The sequence below is a fragment of the Qipengyuania algicida genome, assembly GCF_009828025.1.
In the GTDB taxonomy this organism is placed as follows: Bacteria; Pseudomonadota; Alphaproteobacteria; order Sphingomonadales; family Sphingomonadaceae; genus Qipengyuania; species Qipengyuania algicida.
The window spans coordinates 209458-235412 of sequence record NZ_WTYA01000004.1 but is presented as its reverse complement, the minus strand read 5'-3'; the positions used below and the strand labels follow the sequence as shown (position 1 = coordinate 235412).

Sequence of the window (25955 nt, the reverse complement as noted above, 5' to 3'; positions counted from 1 at the left end):
GTGTTGTTTGAGATCGCGAGATTACACCTGTCCGTGACCGCGCGCCATGTAATCTTCGCTCTGCATTTCCTTCAGGCGGCTGACGGTACGTTCGAATTCGAAGCTGCCGTCGCCTGAGGGATAGAGCGCTTCGGGCTCAGTGGCAGCGGTGGCGAACAGCTTGACGTTGTTCTCGTACAGCGCATCGACCAGCTTGGTGAAACGCAGCGCCTGGTCCCGATTGTCCGGTCCCATCACCGGAATACCGACGACGATGATTGTGTGATAGGCATGTGCGATGGCGAGATAATCGGCCGCGCCGCGATTTTCCCCGCATAGTCGCTTGAAGCTGAACACGCCCACGCCCTTGAGGCTTTTGGGCACATGCAGCGTCCGCCCGCCACCCAGATCGAGATCGGCGGAAGGGACGTTCGCGGCATCCTCGGGCTTGTAGTCGGTCAGGCGGAAGAATGCCTCGCGGACCTGCGCCGTCGCCGCATCGCCCAGCGGCACATGCCAGCTGTCGATATCTCCGAGCCTGTCGAGCCGGTAATCGACCGGACCGTTGAGCGAAAGGACGTCGAGCTGCGCCTCGATCAGGTCGATGAAGGGCAGGAACAGCGAGCGGTTGAGCCCGTCCTTGTAGAGATCGCGGGGAGGGCGGTTGCTGGTGGTGACCACCGTCACCCCCTCATCCACGATCAGCGCGGTGAACAGGCGGCTCATGATCGCGGCATCGGCGGTGTTGGTGACGACCATTTCGTCGAAGGCGAGGCAGCGTGCCTCGGCGGCTATGGCTGCGGCGACCGGCTTGATCGGATCGCCCAATTGCTTCGCGCGCTCGGTCCGGATCAGTCCGTCGATCTCGAGCATGAAGGCATGGAAATGCGTCCGCCGCTTGCGCTTGATCTCGAGGGTAGAGACGAACAGATCCATCAGCATGGATTTTCCGCGTCCAACGCCGCCCCACATATACAGCCCACGCGGAATCTGCCGCCGGGCGAATAATTGCGACAGCAGGCCGCCCCCGGTCTCCGCCTCAAGCTCTTTCTGCAAGGCCGCGAGCCGCTCGGCAGCGCGGCGCTGATCCGGGTCCGGTCTCAGCTCTCCACCTGCGACCAGCCGCTCGTAGCGCGCCAGCATTCCGCTCATCGCGGACGCATCTTCCTGACGATGCCCGAATAGGACGCGACCACGTGGGTCCCCTGTTCGACCGTGCCACGCACGAACACCATGCTGCCGGTTTCGCGCACGATCTCCGTCACGGCATCGAGCGGTTCATCGACCTTGCCCGCGCCGACGAATTGGGTCGACAACTCCAGCGTTACCGAAGGCCCGGCATTGCCACTGCCAATGGTGTGCATGGATGTGAACAGCGAAATATCGATCAGCGCCAGCGTCACCGCGCCATGGATTATGCCCTGAAGATTCTCATGGCGACGCTCGGGGAACATCCTCAGCCGTGCGCGGCCATCCTCATCGACGCGCGTGATCATCCGGCCCATGACCGCCCCGTTGAACAGGGTCTGGTCTTTCAGGTTCCAGTGCCGCCAGCCGGGATTGTCCGGGTCCGGCCCGTGTTCGAAGACGTCCTCGCTCAGAGCCATAGGGCGGTCAGACGACGCGTTCGGCCATCATCTTCTTGGTTTCGGCAATCGCCTTGGCCGGGCTGAGGCCCTTGGGGCAGACGTTCGCACAATTCATGATCGTGTGGCAGCGATAGAGCCGGAACGGATCCTCGAGCTGGTCGAGCCGCTCGCCGGTCATTTCGTCGCGGCTGTCGGCCAGCCAGCGATAGGCCTGGAGGAGAATCGCCGGGCCGAGGAACTTGTCCGAATTCCACCAATAGCTGGGGCAGGATGTCGAACAGCAAGCGCACAGGATGCACTCGTAAAGGCCGTTGAGCTGGTCGCGCTGTTCGGGCGACTGCAGCCGCTCCTTGCCGCTCGGCGTCGGGCTGACGGTCTGGAGCCAGGGACGGATCGAGGCGTATTGCGCGTAGAAATGGGTGAAGTCCGGGACGAGGTCCTTGATAACATCCATGTGGGGCAGGGGGGTGATGCGGATATCGCCCTTGAGATCCTCGATCGCGGTCGTGCAGGCGAGGCCGTTCTTGCCGTTGAGGTTCATCGCGCAGGAACCGCATATCCCTTCGCGGCAGGAGCGGCGGAAGGTCAGCGTCGCATCGACCTCGTTCTTGATCTTGAACAGCGCGTCCAGAACCATCGGCCCGCACTGGTCGAGATCGATCTCGAACGTGTCGTAGCGCGGGTTTTCGCCGCTGTCGGGATCGTAGCGATAGATCTTGAACCGCTTGACCCGCGCAGCGCCATCGGCGGTGTGCTTGTGGCCCTTGCCGGTGATCTTCGAATTCTTCGGAAGCGTGAAAGTCGCCATGTCTTGTCCAAAGTCCTGTATGCTTTCCTGCCTCTCTAACGCTTGACGACACGAGAGCAAGGGTGCGAGCGGTTTCAGTTACCGGGGGAGTGCTGCAATTTTGGCAAGATGCGATGAGTGAGGCGAACTGGCCCGAATGCGCGGCGGTGTTCGGCGCGAGCGGTGGGATCGGCGCGGCGCTGTGCGATGTGCTGGCGGGAGAGGGCGTGCGGGTGTGGGCGGTGAGCCGTTCGGGCGAATTTCACGGCGATGCCGGGGAGCAGATGCGCAGGCGTCGTTTCGACCTCACCGACGAGGGCAGTATTGCCGAGGTTGCTGCGGAAATGCGCTCCGATCCGCCACAACTGGCCATTGTCGCCAGCGGTGTGCTGACGCTTGACGATGGCACCGGTCCTGAGCGCAGCTATCGCCAAATCGATGCGGACGCGATGGAGAGCGCGTTCCGCATCAACGCAATCGGTCCGATGCTCGTCGCCAAGCATGTGTTGCCACTGTTTCCGCGCGATCGGCGCTGCGTCTTTGCCGCGCTTTCCGCGCGCGTTGCTTCGATCGGGGACAACCGATTGGGTGGGTGGCACAGCTATCGCGCGAGCAAGGCGGCGCTCAACATGCTGCTGCGCAATCTGGCGCTGGAATTGGCGCGCACCCATCGTCAAGCGGTCGTTGCCGGGCTGCATCCCGGAACGGTGGATACCGGCCTGAGCAAACCGTTTCAGGCGAATTTGCCTGAAGGCCAATTGCACAGCCCGCGCAAGGCGGCCAAAGATCTTCTTGGCATTGTTCGTTCGCTTACGCCCGAGGATAGCGGTCAGGTGTTCGACTGGAAGGGTGAGGCAGTCGCACCCTGAAGCGGCGTCTCGTGCTCTTTTTGATTGCCAAGGCTCCCCGCGACGATAGCCTTGCGAATCATCGGGAGAGGAGAGGCAAGGGGATGGGCCTCAGGAGTTTCTACGACCGGCACATTATGCCGCGACTTATCCGTTGCGCGTGTGCGCAAGAGGGGATCGAGCAGCGGCGGCGTGAAATCGTCCCCTTGGCCGAAGGGCGCGTGTTTGAGCTTGGCTGTGGCGGTGGCCTCAACCAGAAGTTCTACGATCGCGAGAAAGTCACCGCGCTGGCCGGGATCGACCCGCATGAACCGCTGCTCGAAAGCGCAAGGTCGCTGGCCTCTTCGCAGGGATGGGAGGCCGATTTACGGCAGGCGAGTGGCGAGGATATTCCCTTTGCCGATGGCAGTTTCGACACGGTAATCTGCACCTATACGCTGTGCTCCGTGCAGGATCACGACCAGGTCATTCGAGAGATGCGGCGTGTCCTGAAGCCGGGTGGCAGGCTGCTGTTCCTCGAACATGGGCGCGCGCCCGATGCGCAGGTGGTGCGCTGGCAAATGCGGATCGAGCCGTTCTGGAAGCCGCTCGCGGGGGGCTGTCATCTCACGCGCGGGATCGGTTCTGCACTGCGTGCCAACGGGTTCGAGGTCGAACCGATCGGGCAGGCGTATCTCGAAAAGGCCCCAAGGCCGCTGGGCTGGATGGAATGGGGCGTGGCCCGGCGCCGGGGCGCCTAGACCACGCCAGAATTCCTATTGGTTGCCGAAAGTCCGCTGCCACCAGCCGCCGCGCCGGGGCGAGCCGTCTGTGGCACCCTCCGCATTAGCGTCATCGGTGGACGATGTAGCGGTCTGCTGCGGTTGCTCGCCTGATTGCGCTTGTGCAGGCTGAGCCGCTTCTTCAGGCGCGGTCTCGACAGCCGCAGGCGTTTCGGCCTTCTTGCGACGGGTCCGCTTGGGCTTGGGCTTTTCCTCCGCCGTCGGCTCAGCGCTTTCCGCGGTTTCGGCCTTGGCTTCGTCAGCCGTGTCGGCCTTCTTGCGACGTGTCCGCTTGGGCTTTGCCGGCGCTTCGGCCTTTTCCGCGTCGTCGGCCTTGTCGTCCTGCTTTGCGGCTGCATCGGTGTCAGCCTTTTTCGCCGGGGCGCGTCGACGGGTCCGCTTGGGATTTTCCGCTTCGGCAGTAGCCTCTGCTGTTTCTGGAGCGCCTTCGGGTCCCGCAACTACCGGCATATCTGCTTCGACCTGCTCGGCAACCGGCTCCAGCGCGGCGCTATCCGTTTCGGCATCGTCCGAAGAGGTGTCGTTCGCCGTGTCCTCGCGCTTGTCACGACCACCCCGACGTCCGCGACCACCACGGCGGCGGCGCTTGCGGGGCTTGTCCTCATCGCTGTGCTCGACGGTCGTATCGCTGGCATCGCCCTCACCATCGGACGAATCGTCGCTGTCTTCCTGGTTGTCGTCGCCCTGGTCGCGATTCTTGCTCCGATTGCGTCCACCCCGACGGCGACGGCGGCGCTTTTTGCGCTGATCGCCTTCTTCGCTGTCTTCATTCTCGGCTGCGTCGTCCTCGATCTCGTCTTCGTCCTCATCATCGAAATCGTCGACGATCGGCTCGAACTTCGGCGCGGATGTCGGGCGCGGGCCGGAGCTGTCGATCGACATCTTCGCGCCTTCTTCTTCGCCCTCGGGCACGACTTCGACCTCGACACCGTAGCGTTGTTCGATCTCGACCAGCTCGCTGCGCTTTGCGTTGAGCAGGTAGACGGTCGCCTCGGTGCTGGCCGACAGGGTGATGCGCGTTCCCTTGCCCTTGGCCGCCTCGTCCTCGATCAGGCGCAGCGCGGACAGCGCTGCTGAGGACGCGGTACGTACGAGCCCGCTGCCGTCGCAGTGCGGGCAGGAACGGGTGGTTGCTTCGAGCACGCCGGTGCGCAGGCGCTGGCGGCTCATTTCCATCAGGCCGAAGCCCGAGATGCGTCCGACCTGAATGCGCGCCCGGTCGTTCTTGAGCGCTTCCTTCATCGCCTTCTCGACTTTGCGGGTGTTGGAGTTGTGCTCCATATCGATAAAGTCGATGACGACGAGCCCGGCCATGTCGCGCAGCCGTAGCTGGCGGGCGATTTCGCGCGCGGCTTCGAGATTGGTCGACAGTGCAGTCTGCTCGATCCCGTGTTCCTTGGTCGAGCGACCAGAATTGATGTCGATCGACACCAGCGCCTCGGTGGGATTGATCACCAGATAGCCACCCGATTTGAGCTGGACCACCGGATCGTACATCGCCTTGAGCTGGTCCTCGGCGCCATACCGCTGGAACAGCGGCACCGGGTCGGCATAAGGTTTCACCCGCCGCGCATGGCTGGGCATCAGCATCTTCATGAAGGACTTGGCCGACTTGTAGCCTTCCTCACCCTCGACCACGACTTCATCGATATCGCGGTTGTAGATGTCACGGATCGCACGTTTAATGAGATCGCTGTCCGAATGGATCAGCGCCGGTGCGCTGGAGGACAGCGTCTTTTCGCGGATTTCGTCCCAGAGTCGCGCGAGGTAGTCGAAGTCGCGCTTGATCTCGGTCTTGGTGCGCTGGAGCCCGGCGGTGCGCACGATTAATCCCATCGATTTGGGCAGGGTCAGATCCGCGACGATTGTCTTCAACCGCTTGCGGTCGCTGGCCGAGCTGATCTTGCGGCTGATCCCGCCACCATGGCTCGAATTGGGCATCAACACGGTGTAGCGCCCTGCGAGGCTGAGGTAGGTGGTCAGTGCGGCGCCCTTGTTGCCGCGCTCTTCCTTCACCACCTGCACCAGCAGCACCTGGCGACGCTGGATAACGTCCTGGATCTTGTAGCGGCGGCGCAGCGCCATACGCTTGGCGCGTGCTTCGTCGACTTCCTTGGTGCGCGCACGGCCACCACGGCCCTGGCGGCGGCCACGACCGCGGCGTTTGCCGGAGCGGGCATTGTCGGCATCTTCTTCGCCGTTTTCGCCGTTCCCGTCGTCGTCGTCTTCCTCGCCACCTTCGAGCTGGCCTTCCTCGATGGTCGAGACGTGATCCTTGTCCGAAGTGTCTATTTCCTCGAGACCATCCTCGGCGAATTCCTCGGCCAGAGATTCGGCACTGTCTTCGTCAGCGTCGTATTCTTCGCCCGGCATATCGCCGCGCTCTTCTTCTTCGTCGCGCAGGCGTGCTTCTTCTTCGGCCGCTTCGGCTTCTGCGGCCAGCAGAGCTTCGCGGTCTTCGCGCGGGATCTGGTAATAATCGGGGTGGATTTCGCTGAAAGCGAGGAACCCGTGCCGGTTGCCGCCGAAATCGACGAAAGCTGCCTGCAGCGATGGTTCTACGCGGGTTACCTTGGCGAGGTAGATATTGCCTTTGATCTGCTTCTTGTCAGCGGATTCAAAATCGAATTCTTCAATCCTGTTGCCTTTGAGCACAGCCACCCGCGTTTCTTCCGGGTGGCGCGCGTCGATCAACATGCGCGTTGTCATTATCAAATCTCCAGGCGCGACGGGCCGGATGAATCCCCGGATATGCGTCGCGCGTCATGTTAGAAAAACCGCCGCCGCAACGCGGACTCGCGGTCAAAGGGTGCCGTCCGGTGCGCAACTGCGCACGCGGGCGGAATGTCGTGTCTGCAGAAAATGGCTTGCGCCCTGACGGCGTCCGGCCCGCAACCCGTCCGCCACAGGCCGCGGCCCGTAGCTGTGGGAAGGGGGAGGAACAGCTCATATTCTGCATCAACCTGTCATTTACGGCCTTGCCCTCGCGGCTAAGCCCTCTGCCAACGGGCAATATAATCGCCGCCCGTTAAGTTTGCATGCGCTAGCATCGTGGGTTTCTCGCGGCAACTATATTGCGCCAATCGGGCTCTGCGCCCTATCTGCTTTGGTTAATGATGAGGCTGGCGTTTCTTCTTTACCTCGTGGTGGCGTTGTCGGCTGTGGCAACCGGGCTCGCAGTGTCCGGGTTTCGCCCGGATGCGGCAATGGCCGCGCTGGTATCGGCGAAGGGCGACAATCGTTTCGAACGGATCGTCCTGCCCAAGGCCTTGCCGTATGATTTGCCGGCAGTGGAAGGAACGCGCGATTCAAGTTTGCCGTTGGTGGTGATCGATCCCGGACATGGCGGCTTCGATCTGGGTGCCAAAGGGCAGGGTCTGCAGGAAAAGAATGTCGTTCTCGGACTCGCCTTGGCGCTGCGCGATCGCCTGTTGGCGGACGGCGGGGTCCGTGTCGCGCTGACCCGGTCCGACGACCGGTTTCTCCCGCTTGATGAGCGCTATGAAATAGCGCGCAAACTCGGCGCGTCCCTGTTCCTGTCGATCCATGCCGATTCAGCAGGAGATGAGGGCAGCGTGGAAGGGGCAAGTATCTACACGCTGTCGAACCGCGCATCGGATGCAGCTGCACGCCGATTTGCCGCGCGCGAGAACGCTTCCGATCACGTTAACGGTCTCGATCTCGACGGCAAGAGCAATGCAGTGAGTTCGATCCTGGTCGCCCTGTCGCAGCGCCGCGCACAGGCCCAGTCGAACAAATTTGCAAAGCTGATCCTGCAGGAAGGCAAGGGCGTCATCGATTTCCACTCCCAGCCATTGCACTCCGCTACGCTGGAGGTGCTCCGCGCCCCCGATGTGCCCTCGGTGTTGTTCGAAAGTGGCTTCATCACCAACGAAGCAGATGCGGAACGCCTGAACTCGCCTGCCGGTCGTAACGCGGTTGCGCGGGTGTTGGCACGCGCGGTGCGCATCTACTTCATGGACCGGAAAGACGCTGGCAGTGACAGCGCTGCAGCTCCGGCGAACGCGCAATAGTGCCTGGTGTAACCAGCTTGCGGCTGGCGCTTTGCGAAACCGGCGTGCTAGGGGCGCTCGGGAAGGACTAGAGGGACGCACTCGGAACGGACATGGCCGATACTTCGCGACTGACACTGGTGCGTGAACGCCTGCGCAGTGATTTTGCCGGACTGAAAGCGTGGTTTGGCACTTCGTGGCGCGCCAAGCGCTGGTTTCGCGTATTGACGATCCTTGTCGTCATATTCGTCCTGGCACTGACAGCAGGATGGATCGCCTTGACCCGCAATCTGCCCGATGCCGATTCGCTGCTGCATTACGAAACACCGCTGCCGACCATGGTGCGCGGAGACGATGGCAATATCGTTTACTCCTATGCTCGCGAGCGCCGTGTGCAGCTGCAGTACCAGGACTTGCCGCCGAAGCTGATAGAAGCGTTCATCTCCGCTGAAGACAAGACGTTCTTCACCCATGGAGGGGTCGACATCTTCGGGACGCTGGGTGCGGTGTTTGACTACGTCCGTAAATTCGGCTCGCATGAGCGTGCGGTGGGTGGTTCCACGATTACCCAGCAGGTGGCCAAGAACCTGCTGCTGGGCGATCAATATTCCGTGTCCCGCAAGCTCAAGGAAATGGTACTCGCACATCGCATCGAAGGTGTGCTGACCAAAGAGCAGATCATCACCCTGTATCTCAACGAAATCGCGCTGGGACGGCGCAGTTTCGGTGTGCAGGCCGCTGCGCGGGCATATTTCAACAAGGATGTGGGCGACCTCAACCTCGACCAGATGGCGTTCCTTGCGATCCTGCCGAAGGCGCCCGAGAAATATGGGCGCAAGAAATTTTATCGGGAAGCCGTTGCGCGGCGCAATTTCGTTCTCGACCAGATGCGCAAGAACGGGTTTATCTCGCGTGAGACAGAGAACGTCGAAGCCGCCAAGCCGATCCAGCTCGCGACCCAGCAGGTGGAGCGATACGCCGATGCCGGCTATTTCATAGAGGATGTCCGCCGACAGTTGATCGCCAAATACGGCCAGACCGCGGAAGATGGACCCAACAGTGTCTACGCAGGCGGATTGTGGGTGCGGACCTCGCTCGACATGAAGTTGCAGGATGCTGCGCGCGATGCGCTTAGGGCAGGGTTGCTGCGCTACGCTGCGGGTAAAGTGTGGCGCAAGCCGATTGCCTATCTCGACCCGTCGAAGGGCGATCTGACCGACCAGCTTCGCGGATCGAACCTCGGTATCAATTACAAGGACTGGCGCATCGGCGTTGTCACCAAGCGCAACGGATCGAGCGCCACGATCGGTTTCATCGACGGCAAGACCTATCCGCTGACGGGGCTGCCCGACGCGCTGAAGGTCGGGGACGTGACCGCGGCGGCCAAGTCAGGGTCGGAATACGCAGTGCGTACCGTACCGGAAGTGTCGGGTGCGATTCTGCTGGAAGACCCGGAGACGGGCCGTATCAAGGCGATGCAGGGCGGGTTCGACAGTCGCCTTGGCAGTTTCAACCGTGCGACGCAGGCGGAACGCCAGCCCGGTTCGACGATCAAGCCCTTCGTTTACGCCACCGCGCTCGACCACGGAATGACCCCGGCGACCGAAGTGCCCGACACGCCTTATTGCGTCTATCAGGGTGCGGCATTGGGCGACAAATGCTTTCGCAATTTCGCCAATGAAGGTGGCGGCGGCGTGCACACGATGCGGTGGGGCCTCGAGCAGAGCCGCAACCTGATGACGGTGCATATCGCTGCCGACGTCGGGATGCCCAATGTCATCAACACCTTCAAGCGCATGGGGATCGGTGACTATAAACCGTATCTTTCCTTTGCGCTGGGCGCTGGCGATACGACCGTGCAGCGAATGGTGGCTGGCTACACCGCCTTTGCCAACTGGGGCCGCAAGCACGGCGAAGGCACGGTGATCGATTATGTCCAGGATCGCCGTGGAAAGGTGATCTGGAAGGCTGACAACCGGCCCTGCACCGGCTGCAACATGCCCGAATGGGATGGCAAACCGATGCCGCGCCTGGGCGTTTGGGGGCAACAGGTTATGGATCCGCGCACTGCCTTTCAGGTGGTGCACATGCTGCAAGGCGTGGTGCAGCGCGGCACCGCGATCCGCCTGCGCTCGCTCGATCTGCCGATCTTCGGCAAGACCGGCACGACTTCGGGTCCAACCAACGCATGGTTCGTGGGCGGCTCGCCCGACCTGATTGCGGGCATGTATGTCGGCTTCGACCAGCCGCGCAATCTTGGTGGCTGGGTGCAGGGCGGCAATACGGCCGCGCCGATCTTCAAATATCTGGTCGAAGCAACGAAGGATCGCTGGACGTCGGAAGATTTCGTCGCCCCGCCGGGTATTCGAATGGTCAAGATCGACCGCGTGACCGGCAAGAAGGTCTTTGAAGGCACGCCATCGGATGCGATCAAGGCGCCGGTTATCTGGGAAGCGTTCAAGCCCGATACTGCCCCGCCGCGCGGGACGCGGCAGGACCAGATCGCCGCCCGGCGCGAGGAAATCCTCGACCTGATCCGCCGCGCGGAGGAAGGGCAGCGCAACCAAAACTCTAATGGCAATGGCGCCCCTGGCGATTTCGTCGAAGAGCAGGGCGGCATTTACTGACGTTGGATCGGATTGCGGTTTCGGTGCCCTTATGCGTAGGGACTTGGCACTTCACGCAAGAAGGTCCATGATGGTGCCATGAACAATTTCCGCAAGTTCGCCGCCGCTGCTTTTGCCGCCGCTTCGCTGGTCGCAGTTGGTCCCGCCGTTGCCGAACTGGCCCCAGGCAATCACGCGCCCGATTTTACCACGCAGGGCGCACGTGCTGGCAAGCCGGTGACCGTCAACCTCGCTAACGCGCTCAAGAAAGGGCCTGTGGTACTGTATTTCTTCCCCGCCGCGTTTACGCCGGGATGCAATGCGGAAGCCCACGCTTTCGCCGAGAAGATGAAAGATTTCACCGCCGCTGGAGCAACCGTCATCGGCATGACGGCCGGCAATACCGACCAGCTCGAAAAATTCTCGGCGGAAAAATGCGCAGGGCAGTTTACCGTCGCTTCGGCCAGTCCGGCGGTGGTCAAAGAGTATGACGTCGTGCTCAAGAAGCCCGATGGCAGCGCCACCAGCTACACGAATCGCACCACCTATGTGATCGATCGCAAGGGCAATATCGTCGATGCCTATACGAATATGAGCCCGATCGGGCACATTTCGCGCAGCCTTGCCGCGGTGCAAAAGCTCCACCACAAGTAAGCATGCACGCCCGGTGGATGTCGCTGCTTTGACTGGCAGCGCTTTCCCCTGCCGCTTTGCTGCGCTAGGCGCATTTTTCGACCTATTCAGGAGTATTCGTCATGCGTGCCGAAGGGCAGGCCCATATCGATCGGATCGAAGCCGCGCTGTCGCTGGTGCGCCAGTCGCTCGACTGGGAGCGCGCGTTGCGTCGGCTTGATGAGCTGAACGCCCGTGTCGAGGACCCCACCTTATGGGACGACCCTAAGGAAGCCGAGAGCGTGATGCGCGAGCGGCGCAAGCTCGAAAGCGCCATCGGAACAGTGCGCGAAATCTCTTCCGAAATGTCCGACGCGGTCGAGTTCGTTGAACTGGGCGATGCCGAGGGCGACGAGGATGTTGTGGCCGAAGGACTGGCGAGCCTGTCGCGGCTCGCTGACCGGGCCGATTCGGACAAGGTTCAGGCGCTCCTTTCGGGCGAAGTCGACGGCAACGACACATTCCTCGAAATCCATGCCGGGGCAGGGGGCACCGAGAGCCAGGACTGGGCCGAGATGCTGCTGCGCATGTACGCCCGCTGGGCCGAACGGCGCGGCTTCAAGGTCGAGACGGTCGAGTATCAGGCGGGCGAAGCCGCCGGGATCAAATCCGCGACGCTGCTGCTCAAGGGCGAAAATGCCTACGGCTATGCCAAGACCGAAAGCGGCGTGCACCGTCTCGTGCGCATCAGCCCTTATGACAGCTCGGCAAGGCGGCACACCAGCTTCAGTTCGGTCTGGGTCTATCCGGTCATCGACGATGATATCGATATCGAGATCAACGAGGGCGACCTCAAGATAGACACCTATCGCGCCAGCGGCGCGGGTGGGCAGCACGTCAATACCACTGACTCGGCAGTCCGCATCACCCATATGCCCAGCGGAATCGTTGTCGCCAGCCAGAACGACCGCAGCCAGCACAAGAACCGCGCAACGGCGATGGGAATGTTGAAGGCGCGCCTGTTCGAGGCGGAAATGCGCAGACGCGAGGAAGTCGCGAGCGCCGAACATTCCGCCAAGAGCGACATCGGCTGGGGGCACCAGATCAGGAGCTACGTCCTCCAGCCGTACCAGATGGTGAAGGATTTGCGCACCGGCGTGACATCGCCGACGCCCGACGATGTGCTCGATGGCGCGCTCGATCCCTTTATTTCCGCGGCATTGGCGCAGAAGGTGACAGGCGAGACGGTAGAGGTCGAGGACGTCGAGTAATGAGGACTGGCAGCATCGCGCTGTTGGCATCGATTGCGCTGCTGGCCGGATGTCATCGGTCCGATACCGACCGTCCCGAAAACGCGCGTTCATTCCCTCGAGCTGACCGACCTGTATCCCAGCCTGGAGCCACGCAGTTTTCCACCGAAGACCAGCGCGATCGGCGCGGCGAAGCGGAAACTGTCATGGATCTCGCTGGAATCGAAAAGGGCATGGTGGTCGCCGATATCGGTGCGGGCGAGGGCTATTATACCGTGCGCTTGGCCGATCGCGTCGGTGCCAAGGGCCGCGTTCTGGCCGAGGACATCAACCGCGAGGTGCTGACGCGTCTCGGCAATCGCGTTGTTCGCGACCGGCTCGATAATGTTTCGATCAAGCTGGGAGTCCCGGATGATCCGAAGCTGCCGAACAACAGTTTCGACCGTATTTTCATGGTCCACATGTATCATGAAATTGCAGAGCCTTATGCATTCCTGTGGAACATGTGGCCGTCCCTGAAAAAAGATGGCGAAGTGGTTGTGGTCGATGTCGACCGTCCGACCAGCCAGCATGGCATCCCGCCGATGCTGCTGGTGTGTGAATTTCAGGCGGTTGGCTACAAGCTCGTCGCGTTTAAGGATTCACCGCATTTGGCGGGGTACTATGCACAATTCGCCAGAGCGGCTAAGAGACCGCAACCGGAACAGATAAAACCGTGCCGCAGTGCCGCAAATCAGGCACATGAAGGTACGAACGCCGAATAATCGGCATCAATCCTTGAGAAAGTAACGCGAGATGGCATTCAAAGGGCTCCAGCCCATTTCCTACGGCGGACGTGAGGTCTGGCCGCTTATCGAAGGCGGCAAGGGCGTTTCGGCGACCAACCACACCAGTTCGGGCGCATGGGCCGCTGCCGGGGGTATCGGCACGGTCAGCGCCGTGAACGCGGACAGTTATGATGCCGAGGGCAAGATTATCCCTCAGATCTACGAGCAGCTGACTCGCCGCGAACGCCATGAACAGCTCATCCGCTATGCCATTGACGGCGCGACCGAGCAGGTGAAGCGCGCTTACGATATTGCGAGCGGCAAGGGCGCAATCAATATCAACGTCCTGTGGGAAATGGGCGGGGCGCAGGAAGTGCTCGAAGGCGTGCTGGAACGCACGCGCGGGCTGGTGACCGGTGTCACTTGTGGGGCTGGTATGCCCTATCGCCTCGCGGAGATCGCGGCGCGTTTCGACGTTCATTATCTCCCCATCGTGAGTTCCGCGCGTGCTTTTCGCGCCTTGTGGAAGCGTAGCTACAACAAGGTTGCCGATCTTATGGCGGCGGTGGTCTACGAGGATCCGTGGCTGGCGGGTGGACACAATGGTCTGTCCAATGCCGAGGATCCGACCAAGCCGGAAGATCCCTATCCGCGCGTTAAGGCACTGCGCGAAACAATGCGCAACGAAGGCGTGTCGGAAGATACCGCAATCGTGATGGCAGGCGGCGTCTGGTACCTGCGCGAGTGGAACGACTGGATCGACAATCCCGAACTGGGCAAGATCGCATTCCAATTCGGCACGCGCCCGCTGCTGACCGAGGAAAGCCCCATCCCGCAGGCATGGAAAGACCGGCTTCGCGAACTCGACGAAGGCGATATTCTGCTCCACCGTTTCAGCCCGACCGGTTTTTACTCCAGCGCAGTGAAGAACGATTTCCTGTGGGACCTGATCCATCGCTCGGAGCGCCAGATTCCCTACAGCAAGGTCGAGGCGGGCGTGCACACCCGTCAGCTCGACGTCGGTGTGCGGGGCAAGAATTTCTGGGTCGCACCGGCCGATTACGAACGTGCCAAGGCGTGGTTCGGTGAAGGTTATACAGAGGCGCTCAAGACGCCCGACGATACGATCGTCTATGTCACTCCCGCCAGTCGCGACGAAATCCGCACCGACCAGAAGGACTGCATGGGCTGCTTGAGCCATTGCCAGTTTTCCAGCTGGAAGGACCATGGCGATTACACCACCGGACGGCTCGCCGATCCGCGCAGCTTCTGCATCCAGAAGACGCTACAGGAAATCGCCCATGACGGGCCGGTCGACGACAATCTGATGTTCGCTGGCCATGCGGCCTATCGCTTCAAGCAGGACCCGTTCTATTCGAACAATTTCACGCCCTCGGTGAAGCAATTGGTCGATCGTATCCTGACCGGGGACTGAGCCTTGGCTAAGGCGCCGGTCAGCGCCAGAGCTGCATCGCGCGGATTTCCTTTGCCAGTCGTACGTCCGAATCAGGGCGCGCCAGCGATCGTTCGATCAACCGCCATTTTCGGCGGCTCATCGAGCGTTTCCACAGATCGGTCACCCATACCTGGCCGGACCATTCGTGGTTTCCGATCTCCGCCTCGATCGTCATCTGTGTCGAGAACACGGCAACCGGTCCGTGCCGCCTGACATAGACTTCCTCGAACCGATAGGCCTTGCAGCGTAACCCGGTCGTGGCGGCTTCAAGCCAGCTTGGTCGGTCCAGCATGGCAGGCGGATGTGCCCCGAACAGGACGATGAAATCTCGCGCGGCGAGAGCCTTCATCTGGTTGCGGTCGCGCTGCATCCATGCGCGCATCCAGCGATGTTCCAGCGCTTCGATGCGCGAGGTGAACTCGTCCATTGCTCTGCCCCTCAGGAAAGTCCGGTAAGCACCTGATCGGGCGGGCGATGGCCATCGGCCCAGATACGGATGTTGGCGATGACTTTCATTCCCGATTCTTCGCGCCCCTCGCGCGTGGCGCTGCCGATATGGGGCAGGGTCATGACATTGGGAATGGCCAGCAGGCGCGGATCGACATTCGGCTCATCGGGATAGACGTCGAGCCCGGCCCCGGCGAGGCGACCCGCTTCGAGCGCCGCGATCATCGCATCCTGATCGACCAGATCGCCCCTTGCCGTGTTGATGAGGCATGCGCCCTCGCGCATCAATTCGATACGTCGGGCGTCGATCATATGCCTGGTTTGCGGGCTGGCCGGACAGTGCAAAGAAAGGATATCGGCTTGCCCGAGCAACTCGTCGAGCGAGGGCACGTACCGTGCGTCCAGCATGTTCTCGAGCGCTTCAGGCAGGGGTTTGCGATTGTGATAGGCGATCCGCAGCCCAAACGCGCGTGCGCGATAGGCCACCGCCTGCCCGATCCGGCCCATCCCGACGATGCCGAGGATTTTGCCCGATAGCTTGCGGCCGAGCAGCTCGCTCGGCGCCCATCCGCCCCATTCACCGCGACGGACCAGTGCCACACCTTCGCGGACCCGGCGCGGGATACCGATAATCATCTGCATCGCGATATCGGCGGTATCGTCGGTGAAGACGCCGGGCGTGTTGGTCACGATGATCTTCCGCGCCGCCGCCGCTGCCAGATCGATATGATCTGTCCCCGCGCCAAAGTTGGCGATGAGCTTGAGATCCGGCCCGGCCCGATCGAGCAGATCGGCATCGATCCTGTCTGTAACCGTAGGGACGAGCACATCGCATCGACTGATCGCATCGATGAGGGTCTCGCGAGAAAAAGGCTCGTCGAACGTGTTGAGCTCTGCATGGAACAGCTCGGCCATCCGCAATTCGACCTCAGGCATGAGGTGGCGCGTGACGATCACGCGAGGGGTGTGACCGAGGGGTTTTCCAAGCGCAGGCATTGTGGTCGGGCTAGGCTGCGCGTGGGGTCATCGTCAAGCGGATGTGCGAGCCAAGGGTTCCTTGAGTGACAATGTTGCGAAAGCTCGGCAGGATTTGATAAGGCGGTATCCGCATGACCATTCGATTTTTCACGATTTTGGCGCTTCTGTCCCTTGGCCTCACCGGGACCGCTTCGGCGGAAGACCGCGACGTGCCGTATTGGGCAACGATTCGCGACAGCGCCACCGAGTTGAACATGCGCGTTGGACCGAGCCCGGATTATCCGATTTCGTGGGTCTATCAACGACCTGGCTTGCCGATGAAAGTCATCCGCGTCCATCAGGCATGGAGGCTGGTGCGCGATCCTGCGGGTGACGAAGGCTGGGTTGCGTCCCGGCTACTGAGCCCTGATCACGGCGCTGTTGTCATCGGCAAGGAACCGACAGCCATGCGCGCCGGGCCATCATCCGATTCGCGGCTGCGCTGGCGTGTGGCGCCGGGTGTCGTTGGCAAGCTCGGAAGCTGTTCCGATGGCTGGTGCGAATTACGAGTCGGTAAGCGCGAGGGCTGGGTCGAAGCCAGCCACCTGTGGGGCGCGGGCGAACCCTGACGCCCCGACAGGGGTAGTTCGATTCGTCAGACGATTTCGACAGCCACCGCCGTGGCTTCACCGCCACCAATGCAAAGGCTCGCAACGCCGCGCTTCTTGCCCTGACGCTTGAGCGCGTTGAGCAGGGTGACGATGATCCGCGCGCCGCTGGCGCCGATAGGGTGCCCAAGCGCGGTGCCGCCGCCATTGACGTTGATCTTGTCGTGCGGGATGCCGATGTCGCGCATCGCGAACATGGCGACGCAGGCGAACGCTTCGTTGACTTCCCACAGGTCGACCTCGTCGGCGGTCCAGCCGGCTTGCTTCAGCACCTTCTCGATCGCGCCGATCGGAGCGGTGGTGAACTTCGAGGGCTCATGCGCATGGGCCGCAAGACCGACGATCTTCGCGACCGGTGTCTGGCCATTCTCCCCAGCAACACTCTGACGCGTCAGCACCAATGCGGCCGCACCGTCGGAAATCGAGCTGGACGTCGCTGCGGTGATCGTGCCGTCCTTGGCAAAGGCCGGGCGCAGGGTCGGGATCTTGTCGGGCTTGCCGCGACCGGGCTGTTCGTCATGGTCGACGGTCTGTTCGCCCGCACGGGTGGTGAAAGTGACGGGGACGACTTCGTCATCGAAGGCGCCTGAAGAAATCGCTTCATTGGCGCGGCGCAGGCTCTCGATGGAATAATCGTCCATCTCCTCGCGCGTCATCTGGTATTCGTTGGCGGTTTCCTGCGCGAATGTGCCCATGGCGCGGCCTTCCTCATAGGCGTCTTCCAGACCGTCGAGGAACATGTGGTCATAGGCCGTGTCATGGCCGAGTCGCGCACCCGAACGATGCTTCTTGAGCAGGTAGGGAGCGTTGGTCATGCTCTCCATCCCGCCAGAAACGACGTAATCGATCGAGCCGCTTGCGAGCGCTTCTGCACCCATAATGACCGTCTGCATCCCCGATCCGCAGACCTTGTTGACCGTCGTCGCCTGGACCGATTTGGGAAGGCCGGCCTTGATCGCCGCTTGACGCGCAGGTGCCTGGCCGAGGCCGGCTGGCAGTACGCAACCCATATAGGCGCGGTCGAACTTGTCCGGCGCAACGCCCGAACGCTCAACGGCGGCCTTCACTGCGGTGGCGCCAAGCTCGGTGGCGGAAACATCGGCAAGCGCGCCCTGCATCCCGCCCATGGGGGTGCGGGCGTAGGACAGGATGACGATCGGATCGGAAGCGCTGAATTGGGCCATGGTGAAGGGTATCCTTAGCTGCTAGTCTCAAAAAACAACTGAGTGAGAAAACTCGTTCGCTGGCGATCTAGTGTCGCGGCGGGCCAAGTGCAAACGGAGAGAGCGATGGCGGAAGATCGGAAAGCGGAAATGGAAGCCGTCCTGCGTAAGCAGGGCGATGCACATCGGGCGATGCGTCCCGAACCAATAAGCCTGCGCCGCAACCGGATCGAGCGCGCAATGAAGCTGCTCAGCGAGAATGGCGACGAACTGTGCCGCGCAATGAGTGCCGATTTCGGCAGCCGCAGCCCGCATCAGTCGATGATCACCGATATCGCCGGAACCGTGGGTTTCGGGAAATACTGCCTCAAGCACCTCGAGAAATGGGCGAAACCGGAAAAGCGCCATGTGCAATTCCCGCTGGGCTTGCTCGGGGCGAAGGCTGAACTGCGCTATGAGCCGAAAGGCGTCATCGGCATCCTCAGCCCGTGGAACTTTCCGGTCAATCTGAGCTTCGGCCCGCTGATGCAGGTGTTCGCTGCGGGAAACCGCGCGATGATGAAGCCATCTGAATTCACCGAGCGGACCAGCGAGCTGATGGAGAAGCTCGTCCGCGAGCAATTCGCCGAGGATGAATGTGCCGTATTTACTGGCGGCCCGGAAGTGGCCCATGCCTTCAGCACGCTGCCTTTCGACCACCTCGTATTCACCGGATCGACCGCGACCGGTCGCAAGGTCATGCAGGCTGCGGCGGAAAATCTCGTGCCCGTAACGCTGGAACTGGGCGGCAAAAGTCCGGTCTTTCTTGGCCGAAGTGCCGATTTCGCCAAGGCTGGCGAGCGGATCGCGCTCGGCAAGATGATGAATGCCGGTCAGATCTGCCTTGCGCCGGATTACCTCTATGTGCCGGAGGAAAAGGCGGACGAGGCCGTGCATGGCGTATGGCAGGGCACCGCCAACATGTATCCCACTCTGCTGGAGAACGAGGATTATGCCTCGGTGGTATCGGACCGGCACTTCGATCGACTTAAAGGGCTGGTCGAGGATGCGCGCGAGAAGGGCGCGGAAGTGATCGAGGTCAATCCGGGCAATGAGGATTTCTCCAGCACGAACGCCCGCAAGATGCCGCTCACCATCCTGCGCAATGTCACCGACGACATGAAAGCGATGCAGGAAGAAATTTTCGGGCCGGTCCTCCCGGTCAAGACGTATCGTGCGATCGATGAAGCGGTAGACTACGTCAACCAGCACGATCGCCCGCTTGGCCTCTATTACTTCGGCGAAGATTCGCGCGAGCGCGAGCAGGTGCTCACTCGGACGATTTCGGGCGGCGTCACCGTCAACGACGTGATTTTCCACGTTTCGATGGAGGATCTGCCGTTCGGTGGGGTGGGGCCGTCCGGCATGGGAAGCTACCACGGGATCGAAGGTTTCCGCGAGTTCAGCCATGCGCGCAGCGTCTATACCCAGCCAAAGATCGACGTCGCGAAGCTCGGCGGGTTCAAGCCGCCTTATGGCCCTGCGACCGAGAAGGCGGTCAAGGGCATGATGAAATAGGTTGCAATCGCGGTGTCGGGGTTTGCATCGGACACACCCTTGCACCGCGCGGACACCGGGCCTAGAGGCGGGCGCGAAGAGCGCTTAGCTTCATAGGATTCATACGTGGTCGATCTCGGGCAATATCTTCCGATCCTCATCTTTCTGTTCATCGCCGGTGGGCTGTCGGCCCTGTTCGTGTTCCTGCCGATGGGTGTTGCACGACTGACCGGAGCGCATCGCCCGGAAGAGGCGAAGTTGTCGGAATATGAATGCGGCTTTCCTGCATTCGAGGATCCGCGCAGCCAGTTCGATGTGCGTTTCTATCTGATCGCGATTCTCTTTATCGTATTCGACCTCGAAGCGGCCTTTCTGTTTCCTTGGGCGGTGAGCCTCGAATTCACCGGCTGGGCAGGGTGGATCACCATGATGGTTTTCCTGTTCGAGCTTATCATCGGATACGCTTACGCCTGGAAAGTCGGCGCACTGGAGTGGGAATGATATGAACCAGTCCGATCAACAGCCCAGCCTCGGCCATCGCATCGCCAATCCTGCAGCCGACACGGTGCCGGGGGCGCATAACCCTGCTTTGCATCCGGGCATCAAGCAGCCCGATGCCGGGTTCTACAACGCACTGTCGACCGAAGTCAGCGACAAGGGCTTCCTCGTCACTTCGACCGAGGAGCTGTTCCAGTGGGCCCGGACGGGCTCGCTGTGGTGGATGACGTTCGGCCTCGCCTGCTGCGCGGTCGAAATGATCCACGTCAACATGCCGCGTTACGATATGGAGCGGTTCGGCGCCGCCCCGCGCGCCAGCCCGCGCCAAAGCGACGTGATGATCGTCGCGGGCACGCTGTGCAACAAGATGGCCCCGGCGCTGCGCAAGGTTTACGACCAGATGTCGGAACCGAAATACGTGATTTCGATGGGTAGCTGCGCGAATGGTGGCGGCTATTACCATTACAGCTATTCCGTCGTGCGGGGCTGCGACCGTATCGTGCCGGTGGACATTTATGTTCCGGGTTGTCCTCCGACTGCCGAGGCGCTGCTGTATGGCGTGATGCAATTGCAGCGCAAAATCCGCCGCGAAGGGACGATTGAACGCTGATGGCTGAGGTTCTGCACTCTGCGCCGAAGATTTCTTCGAATGATGGCGTTCGCGACACGCTGGCATCCGCGCTTGGCGACATGCTTGTCGAAGGGTTCGAGGCGCATGGCGAGATCGTGCTGCATGTGAAGCGTGATCGCGTGGAGGACGCGCTGCGCCTGCTGCGTGACGATCATGCATATCAGCAGTTGATGGAGATGGCAGGGGTGGACTTCCCGCAGCGCGCCGAGCGCTTCGAGGTGGTCTATATGCTCCTCAGCCTGACCAAGAATCACCGTATCATCGTGAAGTGTCGCGCTTCTGAAGATACGCCGGTGCCGACGGTCACGACGTTGTGGCCCAACGCTGGCTGGCTCGAGCGCGAAGTGTTCGACCTCTATGGCGTGATTTTCGACGGTAATACCGATTTGCGCCGGATCCTGACCGATTACGGTTTCGAAGGGCATCCCTTCCGCAAGGACTTCCCGCTCACGGGCTACATCGAGCTGCGCTATTCCGAAGACCAGAAGCGTGTGGTGTACGAGCCGGTCGAGCTGCCGCAGGATTTCCGCCAGTTCGATTTCATGAGCCCTTGGGAAGGCGCCGACTACATCCTGCCGGGTGACGAAAAGGCCGCCGAAGCCCCGCCGATGCCGACGGTCGACAAGCCAAAGGTGACCGAGAAGGAAGGCGATTCGGGTTCGGACAAAACGACCGCCGACAAGGCAGCGGAAAAGAAGGCTCCGGCAAAAGGCGTGCCTGCGAAGAAAGCGGCTGCCAAGACGAGTTCCGCGAAAAAGACTCCTGCGAAGAAACCGGCGGCCAAGAAGGCTTCGTCCAAGAAACCCGCCGGGAAGGGCAAGGAATGAGGCTGATGGCCATCTCACTCCTTGGCCTTTCGCTGGCTGCCTGCGGGCAGCGCCAGCAGAGCGATAACAGCGCCAATGATTTTGCGCAGCGGGTCGGGACCGGCAAGGTGGTCGATTCCTCGACTGATGCGCCCGGTGTGAACAGCGCGGTCAAGGCGTCGCCTCCCGCAACTGGCGACGTGTTCCAGCCTGAAAAGCTGGGTGATATCTCGCATGTAAAGTTCGGGCCGCGGGCAGGCGGCTGCACATTCTCTGTCGATGGCAAGGAAATGCTCGTCGCTGCAGGGCCGCAAGATCGCAATCTGCCCGGTAAAGCGACTGTCCGGGTCGGTGGCAAGCTGCTGCTGCTCGACGCGCCTCCAGGCGGCTATCAGGCGGTCAAGAATGGCACGACGTTCAGCGGCGAGGGCATCTCTGTCGCGATGATGCCGACGGCCAAAGGCAAGGGTACGATGACCATTACAAACACGGCGGGCCAGACAAAGGCGATCGCCGGGGATTATGTCTGCTCATGAGTGACGCATTGCATCTGGAACAATCGCCTACCACCGGCGACGAAGTGATCTCCAACTACACGATCAACTTCGGCCCGCAGCACCCCGCTGCGCACGGCGTGCTGCGCATGGTGATGGAGCTCGACGGTGAAATCATCGAGCGTATCGATCCGCATATCGGCCTGCTCCATCGCGGCACAGAGAAGCTGATCGAGCACAAGACCTATCTGCAGGCACTGCCCTATTTCGACCGGCTCGACTATTGTTCGCCGCTGTGCATGGAGCACAGCTATGTGCTGGCGATCGAAAAGCTGCTCAACCTCGAAGTGCCGATCCGCGCGCAATATCTGCGCGTGCTGTTCGCCGAGCTGACGCGTATTTCCAACCACATGCTCAACATCGGCTCCCACGTGATGGACGTGGGCGCGATGACTCCGAACCTGTGGGTGTTCGAACTGCGCGAAGATTGCATGAATTTCTTCGAGCGGATTTCGGGCGCACGGATGCACAGCGCCTGGTTCCGTCCCGGTGGTGTGCACCAGGATGTGCCGCTGAAAGTGCTGACCGAAATCGGTGACTGGGTCGACACGCGCCTGCCCGAATTGTTCGGCGATGCGATGAGCCTGGTCATGGACAACCGCATCTTCAAGCAGCGCAATGTCGATATCGCCATTGTCAGCAAGGAAGACGCGATTGCTTGGGGCTTCTCCGGCCCCATGATCCGCGCAGCCGGTCTGCCGTGGGATCTGCGCAAGTCGCAGCCATATGACGTTTACGACCGGATGAATTTCGAGATTCCCACCGGCACAAACTCGGATTGCTATGACCGCTTCATGGTCCGGGTGAAGGAAGTTTACGAGAGCGCCAAGATCATCAAGCAGTGCCTTGCGGAAATGCCCGAGGGGCCGATCTGCTCGGACGACCGCAAGGTATCGCCGCCCAAGCGCGGCGAAATGAAGCAATCGATGGAAGCGCTGATCCATCACTTCAAGCTTTACACCGAGGGTTTCCACGTGCCTGCGGGCGAAGTCTATGTCGGTACCGAAAGCCCCAAGGGCGAATTCGGCGTCTATCTGGTCAGCGACGGCAGTAACAAGCCTTATCGCTGCAAGATCCGTCCGACCGCATTTAGCCACCTACAAGCGATGGATTTCATGTCGAAAGGCCACATGCTGCCCGATGCTACCGCCATTCTTGGTGCCATCGATGTCGTGTTTGGGGAGTGTGACCGCTAATGGCTGACCGCACTCCCGCGCCCGACACTCCCGAACTCCGCGACCGCTGGGGTGGCTTCGAATTCACCGAAGCCTACCGCGAGCGGGCCGACAAGGAGATCGCAAAATATCCGCCGGGTCGCCAGAAATCGGCGGTGATGGCGCTGCTCGACCTGGCCCAGCGGCAGGTTGGTGAAGAGACCGAGACGCAGGGCTGGCTTCCGTTGCCGGTGATTGAATATGTCGCCGACTATCTCGACATGCCGGTAATCCGCGTGCTTGAGGTCGCGAGCTTTTATTTCATGTATAACCTCGTGCCCGTGGGCAAATTCCACGTGCAGGTTTGCGGCACCACGCCGTGTAAGCTGCGCGGGTCGGACGCCTTGTTCGAAACCTGCAAGAAGCGTGGGATGGTCAAGGGCCATGTGTCCGAGGATGGCCTGTGGACGCTGACCGAGGTTGAATGCATGGGCAATTGCGCGACTGCGCCGATGGCCCAGATCAACGACGGCAACTATGAAGACCTGACGCCCGAGCGACTCGATGCCGTGCTTGATGCGCTCGCCGCCGGTGAGCAGCCGAAAGAGGGCACGCAGGAGCCGGGCCGTCACACCAGCGAGCCCGCCGGTGGTCCGACCACGCTCAAGGCGATGGTCGATGCCAACCACGATTATCGGGACGAGTGGTGATGAGCGTCGTCACCATCCTCGTCACGCTGGTGCTGGCTTTCCTTGCCTGGAAGGTCGTGACCGGAATTATCAAGTTCGGCCTGATTGCCCTGATCGTCGGTGCGGCGATCTGGGTCATGGCTGCGCATGGGAGCTATAGCTGATGCTGGCGGACAAGGACCGCATCTTTACCAATCTCTACGGCTTTCAGTCGTGGCAGCTCGACGCGGCGCGCGTGCGGGGTGACTGGGATGATACCAAGGCGCTGATCGGGCGCGGGCATGACGCCATCATCGAGGAGATGAAAGCGTCGGGCCTGCGCGGGCGCGGCGGTGCGGGCTTCCCGACGGGGCTCAAATGGTCGTTCATGCCCAAGGAGAGCAAGGACGGTCGCCCAAGCTTCCTGGTCATCAATGCCGACGAATCCGAGCCGGGCTCTTGCAAGGACCGCGAGATCATCCGTCACGATCCGCACAAGCTGATCGAAGGCGCGCTGATCGCGGGTTATGCGATGCGCGCCCGGGCCGCCTATATCTACATTCGCGGTGAGTATATTCGCGAGGCCGAGGTGCTGCAGGCCGCAATCGACGAGGCCTATGAAGCCGGGCTGATCGGCAAGAATGCCAGCGGTTCGGGCTATGATTTCGACGTGTTCATGCATCGCGGCGCGGGCGCCTATATCTGCGGTGAGGAAACCGCGATGCTCGAAAGCCTCGAAGGCAAGAAGGGCCAGCCGCGGCTGAAACCGCCGTTCCCGGCGGGCGCGGGCCTCTATGGCTGCCCGACTACGGTCAACAATGTCGAAAGCATCGCGGTGGTCCCGACCATCCTGCGGCGCGGAGCGGCATGGTTTTCCAGCTTCGGGCGCGAGAACAACAAGGGCACCAAGCTCTATCAGATCAGCGGGCATGTCGAGCGGCCCTGCGTGGTCGAGGAAGAGATGGGCGTCACCTTCCGCGAGCTGATCGAAACCCATTGTGGTGGCATCACCGGCGGGTGGGACAATCTGCTGGCGGTCATTCCCGGTGGATCTTCGGTTCCGTTGGTGCCGGCCGAGCAGATCATCGACGCGCCGATGGATTTCGACGGGTTGAAAGAAGTCGGCTCGGGCCTCGGCACCGCGGCGGTGATCGTGATGGACAAGTCCACCGACATCGTCGAGGCGATCAGCCGGATCAGCTATTTCTACAAGCACGAGAGCTGCGGCCAGTGTACCCCGTGCCGTGAAGGCACCGGGTGGATGTGGCGCATGATGGAACGCTTGCGCACGGGTGACGCGCATATCGATGAGATCGACATGCTTCAGCAAGTCACCAAGCAGGTCGAAGGCCACACCATCTGCGCGCTGGGTGATGCCGCCGCATGGCCGATACAGGGCCTGATCCGCCACTTCCGCCCCGAGCTGGAGCGCCGGATCGAAGAACACAACGCGAAGTTTGCGGAGGCGGCGGAATGAAGATGCATAGTCTCGTGGCTTTGGTCTGCGCGATCGGATTAGGAGTAGTTTCGATATCCGCGTCGGCTCAAGATGATGGAAACGAACGATCTGAAACCGGAACCAGGTTTTCGAAAGAACGCTACAACAACAAGCGTGATGCGAGAGCGACTCTGAGTTATTTCGGGCGATGCGTTGCGGAATATAAGTCTGATAAGATTGGCAAGTATCTGCTTGATCCCAGCGATACGAACTGGAAAGCTATGACTTACTTCCCCAACAGTCAGTCTGGTTGCCTGACGCAATATGGCATGAGATCGAGTTTTCGCGAGATGCGGGGCGCGTTGAGTGAGGGCTGGTATCTGCGCAAGTATCCCGACGGCCCACCGGCAGGCACTGTAGATGATCCTAAGGCCGCCCCCTCTCAAAAGGATTCGGTCGCGCGAATAATGGCAGCGGACCCGGCCGATAGGTCATCTGTTATCGTTGATGAATTCGCGCTATGCGTGGCCGCTACGGCTCCTCTGGAAGCGGACGCTCTTCTTCGTACTAAGGTGACTTCGAAAGCTGAGCGCGCAGCAATCAATGCGCTCGCTCCGTATTTTGGTCCCTGCGCATTTGAAGGGCAAAAGATGTCGTTCGATGTAGAAAGCCTGCGCGCAGCGTTGGACTATGGGATGGCCCGGCGTGTTGCGATGAGGGACGCCACATGAGCGGCGAAATGTTTC

General features: G+C 61.3%; 26 protein-coding genes. 19 read left to right on the top strand and 7 right to left on the bottom strand.

The features are described from left to right. Window positions 1–21: 21 nt before the first annotated feature. From zapE to GRI58_RS07080, 3 genes are read right to left on the bottom strand one after another with little or no spacing between them, the layout of a single operon-like run. Window positions 22–1131, bottom strand: coding sequence for a cell division protein ZapE (zapE, locus tag GRI58_RS07090; RefSeq protein WP_160752878.1), 1110 nt, complete (start codon window positions 1129–1131; stop codon window positions 22–24). Beyond that, complete coding sequence (locus tag GRI58_RS07085; protein ID WP_160752877.1) at window positions 1128–1586, bottom strand: PaaI family thioesterase; 459 nt, start codon at window positions 1584–1586, stop codon at window positions 1128–1130. Before GRI58_RS07085 ends, zapE begins: the two co-directional genes overlap by 4 nt. 7 nt (window positions 1587–1593) lie before the next feature. Next, complete coding sequence (locus tag GRI58_RS07080; RefSeq protein WP_160752876.1) at window positions 1594–2376, bottom strand: succinate dehydrogenase iron-sulfur subunit; 783 nt, start codon at window positions 2374–2376, stop codon at window positions 1594–1596. A 113-nt stretch (window positions 2377–2489) separates the two neighbouring features. On the opposite strand from GRI58_RS07080, the gene GRI58_RS07075 reads away from it, so the two are divergent. After that, window positions 2490–3224: an SDR family NAD(P)-dependent oxidoreductase gene (locus tag GRI58_RS07075; protein WP_160752875.1), complete on the top strand. Its 735-nt coding sequence runs from the start codon at window positions 2490–2492 to the stop codon at window positions 3222–3224. Window positions 3225–3307: 83 nt separating this feature from the next. Further along, complete coding sequence (locus tag GRI58_RS07070) at window positions 3308–3943, top strand: class I SAM-dependent methyltransferase (protein WP_160752874.1); 636 nt, start codon at window positions 3308–3310, stop codon at window positions 3941–3943. Window positions 3944–3958: 15 nt separating this feature from the next. On the opposite strand, the gene GRI58_RS07065 is transcribed toward GRI58_RS07070, so the two are convergent. Then, window positions 3959–6694: an Rne/Rng family ribonuclease gene (locus GRI58_RS07065; RefSeq protein WP_160752873.1), complete on the bottom strand. Its 2736-nt coding sequence runs from the start codon at window positions 6692–6694 to the stop codon at window positions 3959–3961. Window positions 6695–7098: 404 nt separating this feature from the next. Between GRI58_RS07065 and GRI58_RS07060 the strand changes: the two genes are divergently transcribed. From GRI58_RS07060 to GRI58_RS07035, 6 genes are all read left to right on the top strand, one after another. Then, complete coding sequence (locus tag GRI58_RS07060; RefSeq protein ID WP_237452158.1) at window positions 7099–8019, top strand: N-acetylmuramoyl-L-alanine amidase family protein; 921 nt, start codon at window positions 7099–7101, stop codon at window positions 8017–8019. 92 nt (window positions 8020–8111) lie between these two features. Then, complete coding sequence (locus GRI58_RS07055; RefSeq protein ID WP_160752872.1) at window positions 8112–10625, top strand: penicillin-binding protein 1A; 2514 nt, start codon at window positions 8112–8114, stop codon at window positions 10623–10625. Between the two features lie 78 nt (window positions 10626–10703). After that, window positions 10704–11258, top strand: coding sequence for a peroxiredoxin (locus GRI58_RS07050; RefSeq protein ID WP_160752871.1), 555 nt, complete (start codon window positions 10704–10706; stop codon window positions 11256–11258). Window positions 11259–11359: 101 nt separating this feature from the next. Beyond that, the gene (prfB, locus tag GRI58_RS07045; RefSeq protein WP_160752870.1) at window positions 11360–12487 is read left to right on the top strand and encodes a peptide chain release factor 2; all 1128 of its coding nucleotides are present in this window, start codon (window positions 11360–11362) and stop codon (window positions 12485–12487) included. Then, complete coding sequence (locus GRI58_RS07040) at window positions 12487–13230, top strand: class I SAM-dependent methyltransferase (protein WP_160752869.1); 744 nt, start codon at window positions 12487–12489, stop codon at window positions 13228–13230. The genes prfB and GRI58_RS07040 overlap by 1 nt, the downstream gene beginning before the upstream one ends. 31 nt (window positions 13231–13261) lie before the next feature. Continuing rightward, the gene (locus tag GRI58_RS07035) at window positions 13262–14668 is read left to right on the top strand and encodes an NAD(P)H-dependent flavin oxidoreductase (protein WP_160752868.1); all 1407 of its coding nucleotides are present in this window, start codon (window positions 13262–13264) and stop codon (window positions 14666–14668) included. Window positions 14669–14687: 19 nt separating this feature from the next. Here the strand turns inward: GRI58_RS07035 and GRI58_RS07030 are convergent, their stop codons facing one another. After that, window positions 14688–15116, bottom strand: a complete 429-nt coding sequence (locus GRI58_RS07030; protein ID WP_160752867.1) for a nuclear transport factor 2 family protein — start codon at window positions 15114–15116, stop codon at window positions 14688–14690. An 11-nt stretch (window positions 15117–15127) separates the two neighbouring features. Further along, on the bottom strand, window positions 15128–16132 hold the full coding sequence (locus GRI58_RS07025) for a 2-hydroxyacid dehydrogenase (RefSeq protein WP_160752866.1): 1005 nt from the start codon (window positions 16130–16132) through the stop codon (window positions 15128–15130). A 113-nt stretch (window positions 16133–16245) separates the two neighbouring features. On the opposite strand from GRI58_RS07025, the gene GRI58_RS07020 reads away from it, so the two are divergent. Then, a complete protein-coding gene (locus GRI58_RS07020; RefSeq protein ID WP_160752865.1) occupies window positions 16246–16722 on the top strand; it encodes an SH3 domain-containing protein in 477 nt (158 codons plus the stop codon). Window positions 16723–16748: 26 nt separating this feature from the next. Here GRI58_RS07020 and GRI58_RS07015 read toward each other — a convergent pair whose 3' ends face one another. Continuing rightward, the gene (locus tag GRI58_RS07015; RefSeq protein WP_160752864.1) at window positions 16749–17945 is read right to left on the bottom strand and encodes an acetyl-CoA C-acyltransferase; all 1197 of its coding nucleotides are present in this window, start codon (window positions 17943–17945) and stop codon (window positions 16749–16751) included. 105 nt (window positions 17946–18050) lie between these two features. On the opposite strand from GRI58_RS07015, the gene GRI58_RS07010 reads away from it, so the two are divergent. The 10 genes from GRI58_RS07010 to GRI58_RS06965 all read left to right on the top strand — a co-directional run bounded on the left by GRI58_RS07010 (window position 18051) and on the right by GRI58_RS06965 (window position 25940). Further along, entirely contained in the window at window positions 18051–19481 is a 1431-nt protein-coding gene (locus GRI58_RS07010) for a coniferyl aldehyde dehydrogenase (protein ID WP_160752863.1), read from the top strand. A gap of 105 nt (window positions 19482–19586) precedes the next feature. Continuing rightward, the gene (ndhC, locus tag GRI58_RS07005; protein WP_160752862.1) at window positions 19587–19961 is read left to right on the top strand and encodes an NADH-quinone oxidoreductase subunit A; all 375 of its coding nucleotides are present in this window, start codon (window positions 19587–19589) and stop codon (window positions 19959–19961) included. 1 nt (window position 19962) lies between these two features. Then, window positions 19963–20568, top strand: coding sequence for a NuoB/complex I 20 kDa subunit family protein (locus GRI58_RS07000; protein WP_237452157.1), 606 nt, complete (start codon window positions 19963–19965; stop codon window positions 20566–20568). Continuing rightward, complete coding sequence (locus GRI58_RS06995) at window positions 20568–21416, top strand: NADH-quinone oxidoreductase subunit C (protein WP_160752861.1); 849 nt, start codon at window positions 20568–20570, stop codon at window positions 21414–21416. The genes GRI58_RS07000 and GRI58_RS06995 overlap by 1 nt, the downstream gene beginning before the upstream one ends. A gap of 5 nt (window positions 21417–21421) precedes the next feature. Continuing rightward, the gene (locus tag GRI58_RS06990; RefSeq protein WP_160752860.1) at window positions 21422–21931 is read left to right on the top strand and encodes a hypothetical protein; all 510 of its coding nucleotides are present in this window, start codon (window positions 21422–21424) and stop codon (window positions 21929–21931) included. After that, entirely contained in the window at window positions 21928–23145 is a 1218-nt protein-coding gene (locus GRI58_RS06985; RefSeq protein WP_160752859.1) for an NADH-quinone oxidoreductase subunit D, read from the top strand. The genes GRI58_RS06990 and GRI58_RS06985 overlap by 4 nt, the downstream gene beginning before the upstream one ends. Then, window positions 23145–23813 carry a complex I 24 kDa subunit family protein gene (locus GRI58_RS06980; protein ID WP_160752858.1) on the top strand — a complete coding sequence of 223 codons (669 nt, stop codon included), beginning with the start codon at window positions 23145–23147 and terminating at the stop codon, window positions 23811–23813. The genes GRI58_RS06985 and GRI58_RS06980 overlap by 1 nt, the downstream gene beginning before the upstream one ends. Further along, window positions 23813–23956, top strand: a complete 144-nt coding sequence (locus tag GRI58_RS06975; RefSeq protein WP_160752857.1) for a hypothetical protein — start codon at window positions 23813–23815, stop codon at window positions 23954–23956. Before GRI58_RS06980 ends, GRI58_RS06975 begins: the two co-directional genes overlap by 1 nt. Then, complete coding sequence (gene nuoF, locus GRI58_RS06970) at window positions 23956–25248, top strand: NADH-quinone oxidoreductase subunit NuoF (RefSeq protein WP_160752856.1); 1293 nt, start codon at window positions 23956–23958, stop codon at window positions 25246–25248. Before GRI58_RS06975 ends, nuoF begins: the two co-directional genes overlap by 1 nt. After that, on the top strand, window positions 25245–25940 hold the full coding sequence (locus GRI58_RS06965; RefSeq protein ID WP_160752855.1) for a hypothetical protein: 696 nt from the start codon (window positions 25245–25247) through the stop codon (window positions 25938–25940). The genes nuoF and GRI58_RS06965 overlap by 4 nt, the downstream gene beginning before the upstream one ends. Window positions 25941–25955: the final 15 nt, after the last annotated feature.

Bases quoted from the DNA above. Each gene is read 5' to 3' on its own strand.
- zapE (WP_160752878.1), bottom strand. From the start codon at position 1,131: ATGAGCGGAATGCTGGCGCGCTACGAGCGGCTGGTCGCAGGTGGAGAG.
- GRI58_RS07085 (WP_160752877.1), bottom strand. From the start codon at position 1,586: ATGGCTCTGAGCGAGGACGTCTTCGAACACGGGCCGGACCCGGACAAT.
- GRI58_RS07080 (WP_160752876.1), bottom strand. From the start codon at position 2,376: ATGGCGACTTTCACGCTTCCGAAGAATTCGAAGATCACCGGCAAGGGC.
- GRI58_RS07075 (WP_160752875.1), top strand. From the start codon at position 2,490: ATGAGTGAGGCGAACTGGCCCGAATGCGCGGCGGTGTTCGGCGCGAGC.
- GRI58_RS07070 (WP_160752874.1), top strand. From the start codon at position 3,308: ATGGGCCTCAGGAGTTTCTACGACCGGCACATTATGCCGCGACTTATC.
- GRI58_RS07065 (WP_160752873.1), bottom strand. From the start codon at position 6,694: ATGACAACGCGCATGTTGATCGACGCGCGCCACCCGGAAGAAACGCGG.
- GRI58_RS07060 (WP_237452158.1), top strand. From the start codon at position 7,099: ATGATGAGGCTGGCGTTTCTTCTTTACCTCGTGGTGGCGTTGTCGGCT.
- GRI58_RS07055 (WP_160752872.1), top strand. From the start codon at position 8,112: ATGGCCGATACTTCGCGACTGACACTGGTGCGTGAACGCCTGCGCAGT.
- GRI58_RS07050 (WP_160752871.1), top strand. From the start codon at position 10,704: ATGAACAATTTCCGCAAGTTCGCCGCCGCTGCTTTTGCCGCCGCTTCG.
- prfB (WP_160752870.1), top strand. From the start codon at position 11,360: ATGCGTGCCGAAGGGCAGGCCCATATCGATCGGATCGAAGCCGCGCTG.
- GRI58_RS07040 (WP_160752869.1), top strand. From the start codon at position 12,487: ATGAGGACTGGCAGCATCGCGCTGTTGGCATCGATTGCGCTGCTGGCC.
- GRI58_RS07035 (WP_160752868.1), top strand. From the start codon at position 13,262: ATGGCATTCAAAGGGCTCCAGCCCATTTCCTACGGCGGACGTGAGGTC.
- GRI58_RS07030 (WP_160752867.1), bottom strand. From the start codon at position 15,116: ATGGACGAGTTCACCTCGCGCATCGAAGCGCTGGAACATCGCTGGATG.
- GRI58_RS07025 (WP_160752866.1), bottom strand. From the start codon at position 16,132: ATGCCTGCGCTTGGAAAACCCCTCGGTCACACCCCTCGCGTGATCGTC.
- GRI58_RS07020 (WP_160752865.1), top strand. From the start codon at position 16,246: ATGACCATTCGATTTTTCACGATTTTGGCGCTTCTGTCCCTTGGCCTC.
- GRI58_RS07015 (WP_160752864.1), bottom strand. From the start codon at position 17,945: ATGGCCCAATTCAGCGCTTCCGATCCGATCGTCATCCTGTCCTACGCC.
- GRI58_RS07010 (WP_160752863.1), top strand. From the start codon at position 18,051: ATGGCGGAAGATCGGAAAGCGGAAATGGAAGCCGTCCTGCGTAAGCAG.
- GRI58_RS07000 (WP_237452157.1), top strand. From the start codon at position 19,963: ATGAACCAGTCCGATCAACAGCCCAGCCTCGGCCATCGCATCGCCAAT.
- GRI58_RS06995 (WP_160752861.1), top strand. From the start codon at position 20,568: ATGGCTGAGGTTCTGCACTCTGCGCCGAAGATTTCTTCGAATGATGGC.
- GRI58_RS06990 (WP_160752860.1), top strand. From the start codon at position 21,422: ATGGCCATCTCACTCCTTGGCCTTTCGCTGGCTGCCTGCGGGCAGCGC.
- GRI58_RS06985 (WP_160752859.1), top strand. From the start codon at position 21,928: ATGAGTGACGCATTGCATCTGGAACAATCGCCTACCACCGGCGACGAA.
- GRI58_RS06980 (WP_160752858.1), top strand. From the start codon at position 23,145: ATGGCTGACCGCACTCCCGCGCCCGACACTCCCGAACTCCGCGACCGC.
- GRI58_RS06975 (WP_160752857.1), top strand. From the start codon at position 23,813: ATGAGCGTCGTCACCATCCTCGTCACGCTGGTGCTGGCTTTCCTTGCC.
- nuoF (WP_160752856.1), top strand. From the start codon at position 23,956: ATGCTGGCGGACAAGGACCGCATCTTTACCAATCTCTACGGCTTTCAG.
- GRI58_RS06965 (WP_160752855.1), top strand. From the start codon at position 25,245: ATGAAGATGCATAGTCTCGTGGCTTTGGTCTGCGCGATCGGATTAGGA.